The sequence below is a fragment of the Candidatus Rhabdochlamydia oedothoracis genome (genome assembly GCF_019453995.1).
GTDB classification, from domain to species: domain Bacteria; phylum Chlamydiota; class Chlamydiia; order Chlamydiales; family Rhabdochlamydiaceae; genus Rhabdochlamydia; species Rhabdochlamydia oedothoracis.
In genome coordinates, this window is the sequence record NZ_CP075587.1 from 155834 (window position 1) to 170908 (window position 15075).

Below are 15075 nucleotides of genomic sequence, written 5' to 3' on the forward strand. Positions count from 1 at the left end.
TTCACAACTTTAAAGGATAGTATGGAAAGTCTTTCTCTATTTTGTCTAGATGCCTATGAACATAGAAGTTTGTTTGACGGCCTGGAATATCCCTGGGAAGCACTAGAGCGGCTCTCGACCTATCTTTTAGAGCAAAAGTTAGGAAAAATTGAAATACACATCTCTTCTGGTGTGTTGCTTACAGATCCTGATAAAATTTCTATTGGCTCTGGAACAATCGTTGAACCAGGTGCTTACATTCAAGGTCCTTGTGTCATTGGCCGGGATTGTCAGATCCGCCAAGGGGCTTATATTCGAGGAAATGTGTTAATTACAGATCAATGTGTAATTGGTCATGGCTCTGAAATAAAGCATTCTGTTTTTTTTAATAAAGCAGCAGCCCCTCATTTTAATTATGTAGGAGACTCTATTTTAGGTAACGGCGTCAATCTTGGCGCAGGGGTGAAATGCGCAAATTATCGATTAGATCATCAATGCATTTCTGTTTATTGGGGTCAGCAAAAAATAAAAACTAGACTAAAAAAACTGGGTGCATGCATAGGAGATAATTCTCAAATTGGATGCAATACCGTAATCAATCCCGGCACCTGTATCGGCAAAGATGTGATCTGCCACCCAAATATGACCTTGCAGAGGTATGTTCCACAAAGAAGCCTTGTAAAATTCTCCTCACATGTGATAGTAGAATCTCTATGACAACCTTAAAGAACCAACTTTCTTTTTCTTCGTATTTAGAAAAAGTGGATCAAAAAATTACCCAAAGCCTTCTTGGTTTTGGAGAAAAAACCAAATTGCGCGATGCTTGCGAATACGCTTTGATGAGCGGTGGCAAGCGTTTTCGCCCTTTAATCGTTATATTGGTTGCAGAAGCGCTAAACAACCAGCTAGACGTTTCAGATGCAGCCCTAGCCGTAGAATTTTTTCATACAGCTTCTTTAATTGTCGATGATCTTCCTTGCATGGATGATGATGATCAAAGACGCGATAAACCCTCTACTCATAAAATCTATGGAGAATCAACGGCTCTTTTAGCTAGTTATTCTTTAATGACAGCTGGATTTGGCAAGATTCATCAAAACGCGGAAATTCTAAAAAAATCCCCCTCTCCTTTTTCTGCCTCGAGCGATGTCATTTGTGCGTTAGCCCTTTCCATAGCAACCCAATGCTCTGGGATTTTAGGTGCTACAGGAGGACAGTTTTTTGATCTTTTTCCCCCAGACCATTCTTTAGAAACCGCACAAAGAATTATCTCTCAAAAAACAGGAACCCTTTTTGAAATCGCTTTTGCTTTCGGTTGGCTTTTTGGAGGGGGGAATAGAAAACAACTTGAGTTAGTTAAAAAATTAGCACATCACTTTGGTTTTGCTTTTCAAATTGCAGACGATCTTCATGATATCAAACAAGATGAGCAAGAAAACCTTAAACTCAGCATAGCCCATATGCTAGGTCCTGAAAAAGCACTAGAATATTTCCAAAATGAGTTATCTAGCTGCTGTGAACACTTAAAGAAGCTGGGTCTTTTTACCCCTTATTTTAAAAAAATTATCGATATGCTTTCTCATTACGCAAGATTTGAGAAATAATTTTCCCAATATACAAGACTCTTATTTGCACAGAGGAAGAAATCGTTTGGGAGAACCGAGGAAAAGGGTATATACTAGTGCCGATTCAAACGGCTAGCTTAATGGGATTTAAGTCAACGACTTGAAACTTGTCGTTTATCCTACATTTCAAAATATCTGTTATTTTCGGTATCTCTTCTAAGAAGAATCCTCTAATTGCCTGAAAAAAAGTCACCGACGTTTCGTAATATCGATTGTATACCTTCTTTTCCTTTAAGATCTTCCACAAGCGTTCAATAGGATTCAAATTCGGCGAATAAGGAGGGAGATAGTGCACTTTAATCCTAGAAGACATCAGAAACTCTTCTAGTTTCTTATTTTTGTTTGATCTTGCATTATCCAAAATTACATGAATAATTCGAGCCTCTGTCTGTTTTTCTAGCTTCTTGAAAAAATCGAGCATTGCATCGGCATCAACTGTCTTATATTCCTCTGTAAAAATCTTCATTCCTGTCAGGCAAAGAGCTCCAGCAAAATGCAATCGCAATTGTTTCCCGGATGTCTGCAAAGTCTTTTGAACGCCTTTTTTGATCCATCCACATACGGCTTGGGACTGATGTTCAGGATGCACAGCATCTATGAAATAGATCTCTTCATCAGGGTTTAAGGTCTCCTTTAAAGCCCTATATTGTTCTATGAAAATTCGTTGTTTTTCAGGATCTAATTTCCCAGGAATCTTTTTAGGACGTTTATAAACAAATCCGTGCTGTATGAGCCAATCTGTCATGCCACTTCGGGAATATTTTATCCCATATTGCTCATGCACATAAGCTATGATCCCTTTGACTTTAAGATAGGTCTTTTCATGTAGGTGTTTTAGTAGAGACTCTTTTTGGTCTTGTGAAAGTTTTGATTTGCTACCGCCTCGAGGGCTACTTCCAGTTTTATTTTCGGAATCATATTCTCTGAGGTATTTCTGAACAGTGATAGGGCTTATCCGGAGTGTTTTAGCAAGATTTTTTGTTGAGATACCCTCATCATAGCCCAAAATTACACAAAGCCTATTCCGTTCAGAATAGTCTTTTGGATGCTTTAACTTGTGTTCTAAGTCAGCTCTCTGGCTAGGGATCAGTTTTTTCATACTCAATAGCTTAACACAAAACAAAATATTTTTCTATACGATTGAATCGGAACCACTATATACTAGTGCCGATTCAAACGGCTAGCTTAATGGGATTTAAGTCAACGACTTGAAACTTGTCGTTTATCCTACATTTCAAAATATCTGTTATTTTCGGTATCTCTTCTAAGAAGAATCCTCTAATTGCCTGAAAAAAAGTCACCGACGTTTCGTAATATCGATTGTATACCTTCTTTTCCTTTAAGATCTTCCACAAGCGTTCAATAGGATTCAAATTCGGCGAATAAGGAGGGAGATAGTGCACTTTAATCCTAGAAGACATCAGAAACTCTTCTAGTTTCTTATTTTTGTTTGATCTTGCATTATCCAAAATTACATGAATAATTCGAGCCTCTGTCTGTTTTTCTAGCTTCTTGAAAAAATCGAGCATTGCATCGGCATCAACTGTCTTATATTCCTCTGTAAAAATCTTCATTCCTGTCAGGCAAAGAGCTCCAGCAAAATGCAATCGCAATTGTTTCCCGGATGTCTGCAAAGTCTTTTGAACGCCTTTTTTGATCCATCCACATACGGCTTGGGACTGATGTTCAGGATGCACAGCATCTATGAAATAGATCTCTTCATCAGGGTTTAAGGTCTCCTTTAAAGCCCTATATTGTTCTATGAAAATTCGTTGTTTTTCAGGATCTAATTTCCCAGGAATCTTTTTAGGACGTTTATAAACAAATCCGTGCTGTATGAGCCAATCTGTCATGCCACTTCGGGAATATTTTATCCCATATTGCTCATGCACATAAGCTATGATCCCTTTGACTTTAAGATAGGTCTTTTCATGTAGGTGTTTTAGTAGAGACTCTTTTTGGTCTTGTGAAAGTTTTGATTTGCTACCGCCTCGAGGGCTACTTCCAGTTTTATTTTCGGAATCATATTCTCTGAGGTATTTCTGAACAGTGATAGGGCTTATCCGGAGTGTTTTAGCAAGATTTTTTGTTGAGATACCCTCATCATAGCCCAAAATTACACAAAGCCTATTCCGTTCAGAATAGTCTTTTGGATGCTTTAACTTGTGTTCTAAGTCAGCTCTCTGGCTAGGGATCAGTTTTTTCATACTCAATAGCTTAACACAAAACAAAATATTTTTCTATACGATTGAATCGGAACCACTATATAGTAGTGCCGATTCAAACGACTAGCTTAATGGAGTTCAAGTCAAAGACTTGAAACTTGTCGTTAATCCTATATTTTTGTATACGATTGAATCGGAACCACTATATATGTTCTTTTTTGTGCACTTCGAGGTTGAAAGGGCCTTCTTCTGTGCACTTCAAACTTGAAAAGATAATGTTAATCTCACCAAAAACGTCTGCTAAAATTTTCCTAGCCTTTGTAACCAAAATGCTTCTGCATTTTATGCCAGAGGAGGTTTTTTTTCTCTTTGCAGTAGACTATTTTGGTTTTAGAATTCATGATAGGAACTATGTTGCTTTCTATGAAAGATAGAACCACCGGTTATTACCGGTGGCTTGTTTTGTTAAACCAAGGCCTCTTCTTTTATAAGAGGGGTAACCGGGCCTTTAGCTTCTTTGATTTTAGCTAGGATTAATCTTTCTATTTCTTCTACTAGATGAGGATTTTTTTTCAATTCTTCTCTAGCAGATTCTCTTCCTTGTCCTAGGCGATGGCTTTGAAAATTAAACCAAGTGCCTTTTTTTTCCACAATACCTAGGTCAACTCCTAAGTCAATTAAAGTGCCAATACGAGAAATCCCTTCGTTGAATAAAATATCAAACTCGGCTACTTGAAAAGGAGGAGACACTTTATTTTTAACAACTTTTACTTTAACACGATTGCCAACTTCTGTGTTATCTGGACCTTTAATGCTGCCACAGCGACGAATGTCTAACCGAACAGAAGCGTAAAACTTTAAAGCTTTTCCACCTGTTGTAGTCTCTGGATTACCAAACATAATTCCAATTTTTTCACGTATTTGGTTGATAAAAATAGCACAAGTATTGCTTTTGGAAAGAGTCGCTGTTAACTTTCTAAGAGCCTGAGACATCATTCTTGCTTGCAATCCCATAAAAGAATCGCCGATTTCTCCCTCTAGCTCGCTTTTAGGAACCAAAGCTGCAACAGAGTCAATAACTATGACGTCTATTGCGTTAGAGCGCGCTAGCATCTCCGCAATATTTAGCGCTTCTTCTCCTGAATCGGGCTGAGAGATCAATAACTCGTCGAGCTTAACGCCGATTTTAGCAGCATACGTCGGGTCTAATGCGTGTTCTGCGTCTATATAGGCAGCTAGGCCTCCACTTTTTTGCGCATTGGCTACAATGTGGGTAGCAAGTGTGGATTTCCCAGAAGATTCATGACCAAATATCTCTACAATCCTTCCACGAGGCACCCCTCCAATTCCCAATGCGAGATCAAGAGTTATTGCACCTGTTTTAATCACCCCCATTTCTCCTTTTAAAGAGGAGTGCTTGCCTAGGGTCATGATGGATCCTTCACCAAATTGTTTTTCAATTTGTGTCATTGCTAGCTCTAGAGCTTTTCTTTTTCCTGCATCATTTTGTTGAGCCATAAAGTTCCTTTTGTTATCTGATCTTAAGATTGAATCTGGTTAAGCCTTTGCGTCAAGGATAATCGATTTTGTAAATGGTGTCTAATTCGAGAATTAATTATAAAAAAATAAAGGATAAATTATGTTATTAGCAGGTGATATAGGAGGAACAAAGGTTAGTTTAGCTCTTTTTGAAGAAGAGGCGCAGCTACAATGCGTAGAGGAAACAACCTTTCACAGCCGTGATTTTTCCAACTTTTCTTCTTTACTACATCATTTTCTAGCCCCTTTTCCTGATATTTCTATTTCCCGAGCTGGATTTGGAATAGCTGGACCTGTACAAGATGGGGTTTGTCGGGCAACAAATCTACCCTGGACCCTTTCTGCAAAAGATCTGCAGCATCAATGTAAAATCCCTCATGTGTTTTTACTCAACGATCTAGAAGCTAGCGGATGGGGATTGCAACTTCTTTCCCCTAGTAAATATGTAACATTAAACGAAGGGAAAAAAATAACAGGTAATCGGGTATTGATTTCTGCGGGGACAGGTTTGGGAGAAGCAGGTCTATTTTGGAATACAAAAATACACCATCCGATTGCAACAGAAGGTGGTCATACCGACTTTGCTCCTTGTAATGAAGAGCAACTAGAACTTTTTTCTTATTTATATAAACAATATAAACATGTCTCTTATGAAAGAGTCTTATCGGGATTTGGTCTGTATCAAATATATCGATTTCTAGTCGATACGCATAAAGAACAAAGCGATCCAGAAATTGAGAAGATCTCCACTAAACTAGAACCACAAAGACTTGTGATAGAAAAGGCTCTAGAAGGTTTATCCACAGCTTGTATACACGCTGTAGAGATCTTTGTTTCCATATATGGCGCAGAAGCTGGAAATTTAGCACTTAAATATCTAGCCAGAGGAGGCGTTTATTTAGGTGGTGGATTAGCACAGAGGTTATTACCATTTTTTAAACATGGTGGCTTTATGGCCGCCTTTACAGCTAAGGGAAGGTTTTCTTCTCTTATGCAAGAGATTCCTATCCATCTTATATTAGAGGATACAACAGCTTTGTTGGGCGCAGCGTATTACGCTAGCATAAAAACTCTCTGAATGCCAACGACGAATCACAAAAGATTTATCAGAGGGATTTTTATTTACAGGCTTCCTTGTTTTTAGAACCTCTTCTATTCTTTCAAAGAGACGGCGTGAATTAACTCCTTTTTCAGGTGTACTTTCGATACAAGTTTCCTTATCAATGACAATAATTACGTGTCCTTTCCATGTGATTAAATCAAGAGGTTGTAATAAAGAAAGTATCCCTTCTTTTTTTAAATTTTTAATTTTAAGGCCTTTTTTATATTTCACTAAATCAGCTGTATTGCGAGGGGTATATCCGCCAGTAGCGTAATAGAGAAGACCCGAGCAATCCACCCCTTTGAGTTGCCAGATGTTTTGTATCTTTGGGTCGAGACTGGAGAGATTTGCATTAGGAGGGTAAATTTTAGAAATTTTAGCAATACCTTCTGGATAGTTTCCTCCCCACAAATAAGGAGTTCCAATTAACTTTTTCAAAGTTTTGCAAATTTTATCTACGCTTGGTAAATTAATGAGTTGTTTTTTTGAAGAAGAATTAGGTAAAAACTCTCCGTGAATATACAATTCTTTACCGGAGTAGTTAGGAGTCTTTATCTTTAAAATATTTTTGGGTAAAGCTTCTCTTGGATCGAATGACATTCCTGGCAAAAGGATTGTTTCTAAGCATCTCATTAATCCTTGATTATCTAAGGGTATAAATTCACCTTTTTCTTTAAAATAGTTAGGAAATTCAGGTGTGTTAAATACGGGAATGGGATCAGTTGCTATTGAAAGCATGATTTTTTTTAAGCCTCGCATTATTAGATCTACCTATCTTATAGTACAAACACCAAAGATCTCTTTAATAAAATGATAGGAAGATAGCATGATTCAAATTTTTTTCACATGTATTATTGTACTTTTGAGCGGCTGTTTTTCTTTTTTAAAAGACAAAAAAGAAGCTCAATCACAAGTGCTGCGTATCAATATAGGAGATGATCCTCAAAGTTTAGATCCAAGACGTGCACGTGCTCTTAAAGATATTACCTTATTAAGACATTTATTTGAGGGGCTTACACGCAAAAATCCACAAGGCAAAGTGGATCTTGCTTTGGCAAAAGATATGCAAGTGTCAGAAGAAGGAACGCGTTATCGATTTACCCTGATTAAAAGCTATTGGTCGAACAAGGATCTGTTAACAGCTCATGATTTTGCCTACGCTTGGCATAAAGTGCTAGATCCTGCATTTCCATCGGATATCGCTTATCAAATGTATCTGATTAAAAATGCACAAGCTGTCAAAGAAGGAAAGATGCCCAGTTCAGAGTTGGGAATTCGTGTGTTATCGGATGATGAATTAGAAGTGGAGTTAGAGCATCCAGCGCCTTATTTTTTAGAATTGCTATCTTTCCCCCTTTTCTTTCCCGTGCACCGCAAACTAGATGCAGAAAATCCAAATTGGGGTTGGCAGAATTCTGGGTATATTTGCAATGGCCCTTTTACTTTAGCTAATTGGGAACAACGCAATTTGATTCGACTGCATAAAAATCCTCTATATTGGGATAGTTCTTCCGTTTCTTTGTCTGAGATAGTGGCCTATATGCTATCTGAAGAAACAGAGCTACGCCTATTTGAAAAAGGAGAAATTGATTGGGCTGGCTCTCCTTTATCCACCCTTCCTATTGAGGCCTTGGGTTCTTTGAAAAAATCTGCTTATTTTATGGATAAAGAGTTTTTAGGGACATATCTGATAAGGATACAAACGCAAAAATCCCCTTTTAATAATCGATCTATTCGACGCTGTTTTGCCTTAGCGGTGAATAGAGGAGATATCGTTTCCCATATCACTCAAGGAAATCAATTGATTGCAACGGGTTTAGTTCCTACAGGACTCGGGTTACAAGATAACCCCTATTTTTTAGATGCGGATTTAAAGAGCGCAAAAGACCTTTTACAACAAGACCTTCCTAAAATTACTCTTCTTTATCGAGCTGATGAGAAAAATCATGTGTTAGCACAAGGACTACAACAACAGTGGATGAAATCGCTAGGAGTGCTTGTAGAATTAGAAGCTGTAGAAGCAAAAATTTATTTTGATCGTATTTCCAAAGGAGACTATCAATTAGCAACAGGGTCTTGGATTGCAGACTTTGAAGATCCAATGAACTTTCTTGAGGTATTTAAATATAAAAAAGGCGGGTCCAATAATACCGGTTGGGAAGACGCTCATTATATACAGTTACTCAACTCTGCTAATAAAGCGGTAGACAGTAAACAAAGAACGCTTCTTTTAAAACAAGCAGAGCAGGTTTTAATGGATAACATGCCCATGATTCCTATCTATTATTATCGTATGCTCTATTTAAATCGAAATGTTCGCCAAGTAGCGCTATCTTCCACCGGAGGAATCGATTTTAAATGGGCTAAAGTTGACAGAAAATAAATTTTTACCTATTTCTAAGTAAAATTTTTAAGGTCAATATGAAAATGATATTAGCGCTAGCTTGCTTTCTTTTTATAACTTCCTATACGCAAGCTGAATCTATACGTTTATTTAATGATAGTGTTTATGATCTGCGAGCTGTAGTACGAGGAGCCGATGGTTCTTTTTTAGGAGAGATGCTCATTCGATCACAAAACTCAACCACTTGGTATAATACATATGGGCCCTACCAAAGCAGGGTTCCCATACAACAGAGTCGTTCTCAAACCCCTTATGTAGTCGTCTGGTATTGTTTAAATGGAGAGCAGTTCTCTATATGCGATACCGTAGCTACTGGAGGTATTGTAGAGGCTCTTAGTTGCCTAGGTACTCGTACATGTAGGGCCAGAAAAAAAGATAGTACTCCGCAAGAAGAGTATCAGGAAATGCAGCCTCCTCAAAATCGATAGATTTTTTTCCCTATATTAAAACAACAATAATTCATCTAGGGCAATATCATGTTTTTCAGTAGGTAAAGACTTGATGCAGAGCTGTTCTTGAAAACCGATTCCTATTGTGTAAGGTTTAAGGTGATTCTTTTGCAATTTTTCTAAGAGTTGATCGTAATGACCTTTGCCATAGCCTATGCGATGGCATGAGCGATCAAAGCCTAATGCGGGTACTAAAATGCAATTGATCTTTTCTAGGGCAATGGGATTAGAGAATTTTGGATGAGGTTCTAGTATACCAAAAGCGGAAGGGATACATTCAAACTTGGTAATTTTATGGGCTGTAAGACCTATATCTTCTATTTTAGGGAGTAAAAGTTTATGCTCTTTGAATAGGTCTTGATTCAGTAAATCGATATTAATTTCACTTTTAACGCTATAGAAAGACAGTATATTTTTGTGGGGTTTTAATTTTTTGCTAAGTTTCAAATAAGCATTATGATCAGCTTGTTTTTTTCTAGAGTCGCAAAGATTTTTACGTATCTTAATGAGTTCTTCTCTCATTAACTGTTTAGCGTAAGAGAGGTTCTTCATCAATTTTGGGTTTTCCTTTTTCATAGCTGATTTTTCTTAAGAATATGCCGTTGGAAGTATACAGGTTAGCAGTTCCTTTTCCTTGCTCTATTTGAGAGATAGGGGTGTCGTCTTTAGGCTTGAAGTAACTACCGGTGATTAATAGATCTCGATCATACTCTTCGATCAACATCACATCGCCATTTTCATACCAAGCTACGCTAGTCCCATGTCTTTTATTTTGGTTGAACTCTCTTTGGCTCTCTGGCTTGCCACTAGGGTACCAAGTTTTAACCATACCTTGGATCATATCATCATCCCAATAAAGGCAGAGTTTGATTTGCGGGTTTTCTAAAGAACCGTTGTAGTAGATCTTCTCTTCGCCATACTTTTTTTGATCTTTGATAGAATAAGTAGCATGTAGGCTTTGATTAGGATTGAATACTTTTACCTCTCCTTCTGCAACGGACTCAGAGAAAGTAATTAATTGATGCAGTCTTCCTTCTATAAATTCTGCTTTTTGACCCGAGCCATTGTAGATTTCGGCTATTTTTTTCCCGTTTGAATCAAAATAGGTAGCCTCCATTAAGTGATTTTTTTCGTATAACTCGCTAAATTGTAATTGTTCTTTGTTCCAATAACCTACAGAGAGCCCTTCTTTTTCTCCTTTGTGATAAGCTAGTTTTTGCAAAATATTACCATCGAAATCAAATTCTTCCAAATAACCTTCAATGAGCCCTTGCTGGTAAGGGATAATTTTTTTGATTGGTCCCTCAGGGTAGTAATAGATGCTAGGTGTATGTAAGAGTCCTTTGTCATAGAAGATCTCAGCAATGAGTTGTCCTCGTTCATTTCTTACGGTACTCTTTTTATCAAAGATCCAGCTGGCCTGAGCTAAATTATGAATATCAGCTACACCCTCGATGACAAAAGCATCTATTTTGAGCTCGCCGTTAGAATAATATTCTTGATATAGCCCGTGAGCTCTGCCATCGATAACCTCCAAATGGTGCCAGATCTGGCCATTATCGTGATAACTAGTCACTATGGAAGAGCTTTTGCCAAGATCGGTTCGCTTATAAACTCTAAGCACTTTCTGATAGGGTTGAGGTTGTAAAAAATCTATGTTTTGATAATTCGATAAACGATCTTGATTGCTAATGGTTTCTGCAAAACCATTTCTATCGATGATTTGTAAGCTTACAATTGTGTTAGGGTCAGACCGAAAAGAGAACCCACAGCCAGAGCAGACGATAAGGGCTATTATACAAAGTGTTTTTTTTTTCATAGAGCTTCTCGTTTAACCAATTTCATATCGATGCAAAAAACTTTTTGTTGAGGAGTAATAGATTTTTTCATGAGATTAAAATCTGTAATAAACAAAAAAGGAACACCAGGTTTTGGTCCATACGGCCAGATATGTACCTGTTCAACAAAACAAAGTAATTGTTTTAAATCTTCTTCATTGGCTTGAATAGTCTTTTGTTGTCTCTCTTCTACCTCGCAAAACAAAAGGTGTTTTCTAATTTTTTCTTCAAAAAAAGCTAGATGATTTTCTTGAGAAATCCAATTCAGTCGTTGAGAAGAGATAGGATCTAGCCTGTTTTCCAATAAAAGCGCTTGTAGTTTTTTTTGCTCTGGTTGTAGAAAACAAAGGGATTCTACATATTTATCTAAGTATTGAGGATCGCTTAGTTTTAATTGAGAAAGAATTTTTTCCTCTTTTTTTTGTATCAGTTCATTATATAGAATTTTTTTATGAATGATCTGGGTAGTGTTTGCCAGCTCTTCTAACTGGTACAGGCGGTAATAACCATGCAGTATGATCAAGCAACTAGGAAGAGGCGCTATTAGTAGTAACCATATCCAGTTAGATCTTGTGATTATCAAACGATGTAGAAAAGGGCGCATAAAAAATAGTTAGTTCAAAGGTTTTAGGGTGAAAATAGCGCAGTACTTATTGCCCTGCGCATGCCATTGTACCGGTTTTTTTGCATGAATCATGGGGTTTTCTTTAATTAGAGATTCATGAAATTCACGCGCAAGTCGTGGGATGGATGCAGTGAATGCAATTTCCACCTGCGCTTCGTAAGGAAGATTTTTTTGGTCAACAGTGGGGTATTTGAGCATTTGGTAGTGAATAGATAAGACCTCTATTCCTTCCTTTACCTTTCCTTCGTGAATAAATGCTGGATGAGCACTTATCCATGCTAACACATCGCTTACTTTAGGAATTGTTGGAAGCAGAGGAAAGGGAAATTTTTGTGTGCTGAGCTTATTTTTCCAGACAAGAAGCTTATTTTGCCAATCTTGAATCGACTTAGGAGAGGGTTTTTGCAATTCTTTGGGTAAAATAGAAGTGATGTGTGTAAGCAGTGCTGTTTGCTTTTTGTGTAGATATATTTGCATCCCCACTAAACTAGCTAGATTCAGAACTGCGCAAGCTCCTAGATAATAAAATGTTCTTTTTAAAAAACCTTGTTTGGTCTTTTTTGTCATAAACATTTTTTGACTAAAATTCACTTGGCGTCCATCTTCGGCAAGAGCCTCTAATGCTGCTCCTATGGCAAGAGCATGTAGATGGTGGTCTGGATCTTCTAAAGTTAGTTGTTCACCATCAAAAATTTCTCCTACTACGCTTTTAAGATTGATAGAAGAAGGGGTTTCTTCGATGTACACGCAAGTAGAATGAGTATCCCATCCTTTTTGACTTAAGAACAATTGGTATTTTTCTAGATTTTTTTTAAAACATGCAGGGTCTGCTGAAAACGCTTTAGCGGACTCAAGGCGATTTTCTTGATAAAACAAACAAAGTATTTCTTGAGATCCAATGTGAATAACAATCCCTTTTTTTTGCTTAGGAAACGCCCAAGTGATAAAACGAAATAAGCTAGCGGTAGCGCAGCCGACAAAATGGGTATGAAGACCTTTGCTTTCTAAGAATTCTACGTGCTTAAAGAAAAGATGCTGGGAGGTTATAAAAACTCCAACAGAAGAGCTTTTTTTAGCAATCCGATCAATACATACAGAAACCATAGAGTCATTTGGAGTCATTATTAAAGAATCTATTTGGAAAGGCAGTGTTGCTAGGATCTTTCTTTTTTCTGTTAAAGGAAGAGTCAAGCGTCTTAAGAGGACATCTTGCGCTTCTAAAAAACTAGATATATTGAAATTTTTATCATAAACAACCAAGTCTCTGTAAAGCTGTTTTATAGATTCGGGTGAATTTTTTATAGTAAAAATTTTTTGAATAGAGATTTTTAATTTTTTCTTAGTTAAAACCGCAATCCGCAAATGCTCTTGATTTAATGCAATTCCTACTGTAACCAAGAATAGACCTCAAATGATAAAATTTTTTTTTATATAATCCAGTCAAAAGTTGACCTTGAAAAGATTAACGAAAGTTAGATAATATTAGTGCCATGTCTATTTTACTAGCTAATATTATTCACTGGATTTTCTTTGTCTATACGATCATGTTGACCTTGCGTATATTGGGTTCCTGGTTTCCTTCTTTTTCCCATACGAGGTTTATGCATTTTTTACGGTTTTATACAGATCCTTATTTAAATGTGTTTAGAAATCTGATCCCACCGATTGGTGGGCGTTTAGATTTAAGTCCAATTATTGCTTTTTTTGTTCTACAATTTTTGGAAAACTTTTTCTTACGGCTTTTTATCTAATGTCCTTGTTGCAAAAATCTTTTTCATTAGGTTCGCTTACCCTTCCTTCTAATATCTTTTGCGCTCCTCTGGCCGGCTGTTCTGATCTTCCTTTCCGCCGAATGCTTGCTAAATACAAACCTGGTTTGATTTTTTGCGAGATGGTTAAAATGGATGCTTTAGTGCGTCAGAACCCCAAAACCTGTCGGTTTTTAGACTTTGAGCCTTCTATGCGCCCCATCGGTGCGCAATTATGTGGAAGCAAACCAGAGCTTGCAGCAGAATGTGCGCGTATTATCCAAGATTTAGGGTTTGATAGCCTTGATTTAAACTGCGGGTGTCCTGTTGATAAAGTGACAAAAGACGGCAGTGGTTCGGGGATGTTAAAAACACCTCAACTAATCGGAGATATCTTAGCGAATATGGTATCTGCGGTAAAAATTCCTGTTACTATTAAGATCCGCGCTGGCTGGGATAGCTCTCAAATTAATGCAGTAGAAATTGTGAAGATTGCTGAATCAGCCGGGGCAAAAGCGATTTGTATCCATGGAAGAACTAGAGCTCAGGCTTATAGAGGTCCTGCGAATTGGGATTGGATTCGCGAGTGCAAACAAGCAGCACAAACAATCAAAGTAATCGGTAATGGCGATGTCTTTTCAGCTTCTGACGCGGAAAGGCTTTTTTTATACACCAGATGCGATGCCATTTTAGTGGCTCGTGGCACAATGGGCCATCCTTGGATTGTAGAGGATATCTATGAGTATCTAACCACAAAAAAGGTACCCGTTCGAACTTCTTATGAAAGACGCGATATCTTTCTAGAACACCTAGAACACATTATTTCTTATCAAGAAGAGAGAAAAGCTGTTCAGGATTTAAGAAGGGTTGGATGCTGGTCTTTAAAAAACATGCAAGGTGCCTCTAAATTGCGCGAAGCGATTAACCGAGCAGAATCAACGTTGGAGATCCGCAAGCTAGTTACAGATTATGCTTGGGAAGAGGTAACAATCTCTCCTAAAACAGAAGAAGAAACCCCTTCTTGTTAAAATGTATTTTATATTTTTTTGTCCTCATACAACTTTCGAGAAAAAAATATTCCTGATATAATAAGGCCGTCTCTATTCATTAAGTAATAAAAAAAGGCTGTATGAAAAAGCTCTTAAAAATTGCTCGTACTTATCTTGCGTTAACCTTTAACCTTTTATTTGCTAATACACAAGAAACACAAGATTTAGAAGTTATAAAGTCTATTGAAAATACAATTTCAGATGCAAATATCTCTAAATTAGAGAGCTCTTTTTCTAGATATAAGCAAAAAGATTACCGTGTTTTGAGTTTATCTATACCTTATGTAAAGCTGTTTTATATAGGAATGGGACTAGACATTGATTACCATATGGATAAAGAAGAAGCGATGAATGCTTTCTTTTTTAAACGTTCTGCTGAGATACAACGTAGACCCTTTTTAGAATTATGTCCAAAGCTTGGATTGGGGAAGCAATACACAAGCAGTTTTTTAGAGATGCAAGTAGGTTTCTTAAAAATACCTATTCTCTTTAAGGAAGAGAATGCTGTTGTATTTGTTCTTAGATATGGAATGGGTTTTTAAAACACCTTTC

Annotated in this window: 16 protein-coding genes; 8 read left to right on the forward strand and 8 right to left on the reverse strand. The window is 37.3% G+C overall.

Annotation, left to right across the window (positions count from 1 at the left end; all coding sequences use genetic code 11):
- Positions 1-21 precede the first annotated feature (21 nt).
- Both RHABOEDO_RS00770 and RHABOEDO_RS00775 read left to right on the forward strand, forming a co-directional pair.
- Positions 22-696 (forward strand): LbetaH domain-containing protein, encoded by a 675-nt coding sequence (locus tag RHABOEDO_RS00770; RefSeq protein ID WP_215216419.1) that lies wholly within the window; start codon positions 22-24, stop codon positions 694-696.
- Complete coding sequence (locus RHABOEDO_RS00775; RefSeq protein WP_215216420.1) at positions 693-1583, forward strand: polyprenyl synthetase family protein; 891 nt, start codon at positions 693-695, stop codon at positions 1581-1583. Before RHABOEDO_RS00770 ends, RHABOEDO_RS00775 begins: the two co-directional genes overlap by 4 nt.
- 85 nt (positions 1584-1668) lie before the next feature.
- Here RHABOEDO_RS00775 and RHABOEDO_RS00780 read toward each other — a convergent pair whose 3' ends face one another.
- From RHABOEDO_RS00780 to recA, 3 genes are all read right to left on the reverse strand, one after another.
- On the reverse strand, positions 1669-2703 hold the full coding sequence (locus RHABOEDO_RS00780) for an IS630 family transposase (RefSeq protein ID WP_220017482.1): 1035 nt from the start codon (positions 2701-2703) through the stop codon (positions 1669-1671).
- A 73-nt stretch (positions 2704-2776) separates the two neighbouring features.
- Complete coding sequence (locus RHABOEDO_RS00785; RefSeq protein WP_220017482.1) at positions 2777-3811, reverse strand: IS630 family transposase; 1035 nt, start codon at positions 3809-3811, stop codon at positions 2777-2779.
- Between the two features lie 423 nt (positions 3812-4234).
- A complete protein-coding gene (recA, locus tag RHABOEDO_RS00790; RefSeq protein ID WP_215216910.1) occupies positions 4235-5287 on the reverse strand; it encodes a recombinase RecA in 1053 nt (350 codons plus the stop codon).
- A 121-nt stretch (positions 5288-5408) separates the two neighbouring features.
- Between recA and glk the strand changes: the two genes are divergently transcribed.
- Complete coding sequence (glk, locus tag RHABOEDO_RS00795) at positions 5409-6386, forward strand: glucokinase (RefSeq protein ID WP_245397530.1); 978 nt, start codon at positions 5409-5411, stop codon at positions 6384-6386.
- Here the strand turns inward: glk and RHABOEDO_RS00800 are convergent.
- Entirely contained in the window at positions 6327-7169 is an 843-nt protein-coding gene (locus RHABOEDO_RS00800; protein ID WP_220017657.1) for an NlpC/P60 family protein, read from the reverse strand. The genes glk and RHABOEDO_RS00800 overlap by 60 nt on opposite strands.
- Before the next feature lie 67 nt (positions 7170-7236).
- Between RHABOEDO_RS00800 and RHABOEDO_RS00805 the strand changes: the two genes are divergently transcribed.
- Together RHABOEDO_RS00805 and RHABOEDO_RS00810 are read left to right on the forward strand one after the other, a co-directional pair.
- On the forward strand, positions 7237-8793 hold the full coding sequence (locus RHABOEDO_RS00805) for a peptide ABC transporter substrate-binding protein (protein ID WP_215216912.1): 1557 nt from the start codon (positions 7237-7239) through the stop codon (positions 8791-8793).
- A 38-nt stretch (positions 8794-8831) separates the two neighbouring features.
- Positions 8832-9242, forward strand: coding sequence for a hypothetical protein (locus tag RHABOEDO_RS00810; RefSeq protein WP_215216913.1), 411 nt, complete (start codon positions 8832-8834; stop codon positions 9240-9242).
- Between the two features lie 15 nt (positions 9243-9257).
- Here RHABOEDO_RS00810 and RHABOEDO_RS00815 read toward each other — a convergent pair whose 3' ends face one another.
- The 4 genes from RHABOEDO_RS00815 to RHABOEDO_RS00830 all read right to left on the reverse strand — a co-directional run bounded on the left by RHABOEDO_RS00815 (position 9258) and on the right by RHABOEDO_RS00830 (position 13124).
- Positions 9258-9839 (reverse strand): 5-formyltetrahydrofolate cyclo-ligase, encoded by a 582-nt coding sequence (locus tag RHABOEDO_RS00815; RefSeq protein WP_215216914.1) that lies wholly within the window; start codon positions 9837-9839, stop codon positions 9258-9260.
- Entirely contained in the window at positions 9793-11082 is a 1290-nt protein-coding gene (locus tag RHABOEDO_RS00820) for a toxin-antitoxin system YwqK family antitoxin (RefSeq protein ID WP_215216915.1), read from the reverse strand. Before RHABOEDO_RS00820 ends, RHABOEDO_RS00815 begins: the two co-directional genes overlap by 47 nt.
- Positions 11079-11624, reverse strand: coding sequence for a hypothetical protein (locus tag RHABOEDO_RS00825; protein WP_220017658.1), 546 nt, complete (start codon positions 11622-11624; stop codon positions 11079-11081). Before RHABOEDO_RS00825 ends, RHABOEDO_RS00820 begins: the two co-directional genes overlap by 4 nt.
- A 90-nt stretch (positions 11625-11714) precedes the next feature.
- A complete protein-coding gene (locus tag RHABOEDO_RS00830) occupies positions 11715-13124 on the reverse strand; it encodes a hypothetical protein (protein WP_215216917.1) in 1410 nt (469 codons plus the stop codon).
- 92 nt (positions 13125-13216) lie between these two features.
- On the opposite strand from RHABOEDO_RS00830, the gene RHABOEDO_RS00835 reads away from it, so the two are divergent.
- The 3 genes from RHABOEDO_RS00835 to RHABOEDO_RS00845 all read left to right on the forward strand — a co-directional run bounded on the left by RHABOEDO_RS00835 (position 13217) and on the right by RHABOEDO_RS00845 (position 15065).
- Complete coding sequence (locus tag RHABOEDO_RS00835; protein WP_194845822.1) at positions 13217-13477, forward strand: YggT family protein; 261 nt, start codon at positions 13217-13219, stop codon at positions 13475-13477.
- Complete coding sequence (gene dusB, locus RHABOEDO_RS00840) at positions 13477-14502, forward strand: tRNA dihydrouridine synthase DusB (protein WP_215216918.1); 1026 nt, start codon at positions 13477-13479, stop codon at positions 14500-14502. The genes RHABOEDO_RS00835 and dusB overlap by 1 nt, the downstream gene beginning before the upstream one ends.
- A gap of 101 nt (positions 14503-14603) precedes the next feature.
- Positions 14604-15065, forward strand: a complete 462-nt coding sequence (locus RHABOEDO_RS00845) for a hypothetical protein (protein WP_215216919.1) — start codon at positions 14604-14606, stop codon at positions 15063-15065.
- Positions 15066-15075: the final 10 nt, after the last annotated feature.

What these genes read in the sequence shown, in the direction of transcription:
- RHABOEDO_RS00775 (WP_215216420.1), top strand. Translation starts at nt 693, where the DNA reads ATGACAACCTTAAAGAACCAACTTTCTTTTTCTTCGTATTTAGAAAAA.
- RHABOEDO_RS00845 (WP_215216919.1), top strand. Translation starts at nt 14,604, where the DNA reads ATGAAAAAGCTCTTAAAAATTGCTCGTACTTATCTTGCGTTAACCTTT.
- recA (WP_215216910.1), bottom strand. Translation starts at nt 5,287, where the DNA reads ATGGCTCAACAAAATGATGCAGGAAAAAGAAAAGCTCTAGAGCTAGCA.
- RHABOEDO_RS00785 (WP_220017482.1), bottom strand. Translation starts at nt 3,811, where the DNA reads ATGAAAAAACTGATCCCTAGCCAGAGAGCTGACTTAGAACACAAGTTA.
- glk (WP_245397530.1), top strand. Translation starts at nt 5,409, where the DNA reads ATGTTATTAGCAGGTGATATAGGAGGAACAAAGGTTAGTTTAGCTCTT.
- RHABOEDO_RS00815 (WP_215216914.1), bottom strand. Translation starts at nt 9,839, where the DNA reads ATGAAAAAGGAAAACCCAAAATTGATGAAGAACCTCTCTTACGCTAAA.
- dusB (WP_215216918.1), top strand. Translation starts at nt 13,477, where the DNA reads ATGTCCTTGTTGCAAAAATCTTTTTCATTAGGTTCGCTTACCCTTCCT.
- RHABOEDO_RS00770 (WP_215216419.1), top strand. Translation starts at nt 22, where the DNA reads ATGGAAAGTCTTTCTCTATTTTGTCTAGATGCCTATGAACATAGAAGT.
- RHABOEDO_RS00820 (WP_215216915.1), bottom strand. Translation starts at nt 11,082, where the DNA reads ATGAAAAAAAAAACACTTTGTATAATAGCCCTTATCGTCTGCTCTGGC.
- RHABOEDO_RS00835 (WP_194845822.1), top strand. Translation starts at nt 13,217, where the DNA reads ATGTCTATTTTACTAGCTAATATTATTCACTGGATTTTCTTTGTCTAT.
- RHABOEDO_RS00810 (WP_215216913.1), top strand. Translation starts at nt 8,832, where the DNA reads ATGAAAATGATATTAGCGCTAGCTTGCTTTCTTTTTATAACTTCCTAT.
- RHABOEDO_RS00780 (WP_220017482.1), bottom strand. Translation starts at nt 2,703, where the DNA reads ATGAAAAAACTGATCCCTAGCCAGAGAGCTGACTTAGAACACAAGTTA.
- RHABOEDO_RS00805 (WP_215216912.1), top strand. Translation starts at nt 7,237, where the DNA reads ATGATTCAAATTTTTTTCACATGTATTATTGTACTTTTGAGCGGCTGT.
- RHABOEDO_RS00800 (WP_220017657.1), bottom strand. Translation starts at nt 7,169, where the DNA reads ATGCGAGGCTTAAAAAAAATCATGCTTTCAATAGCAACTGATCCCATT.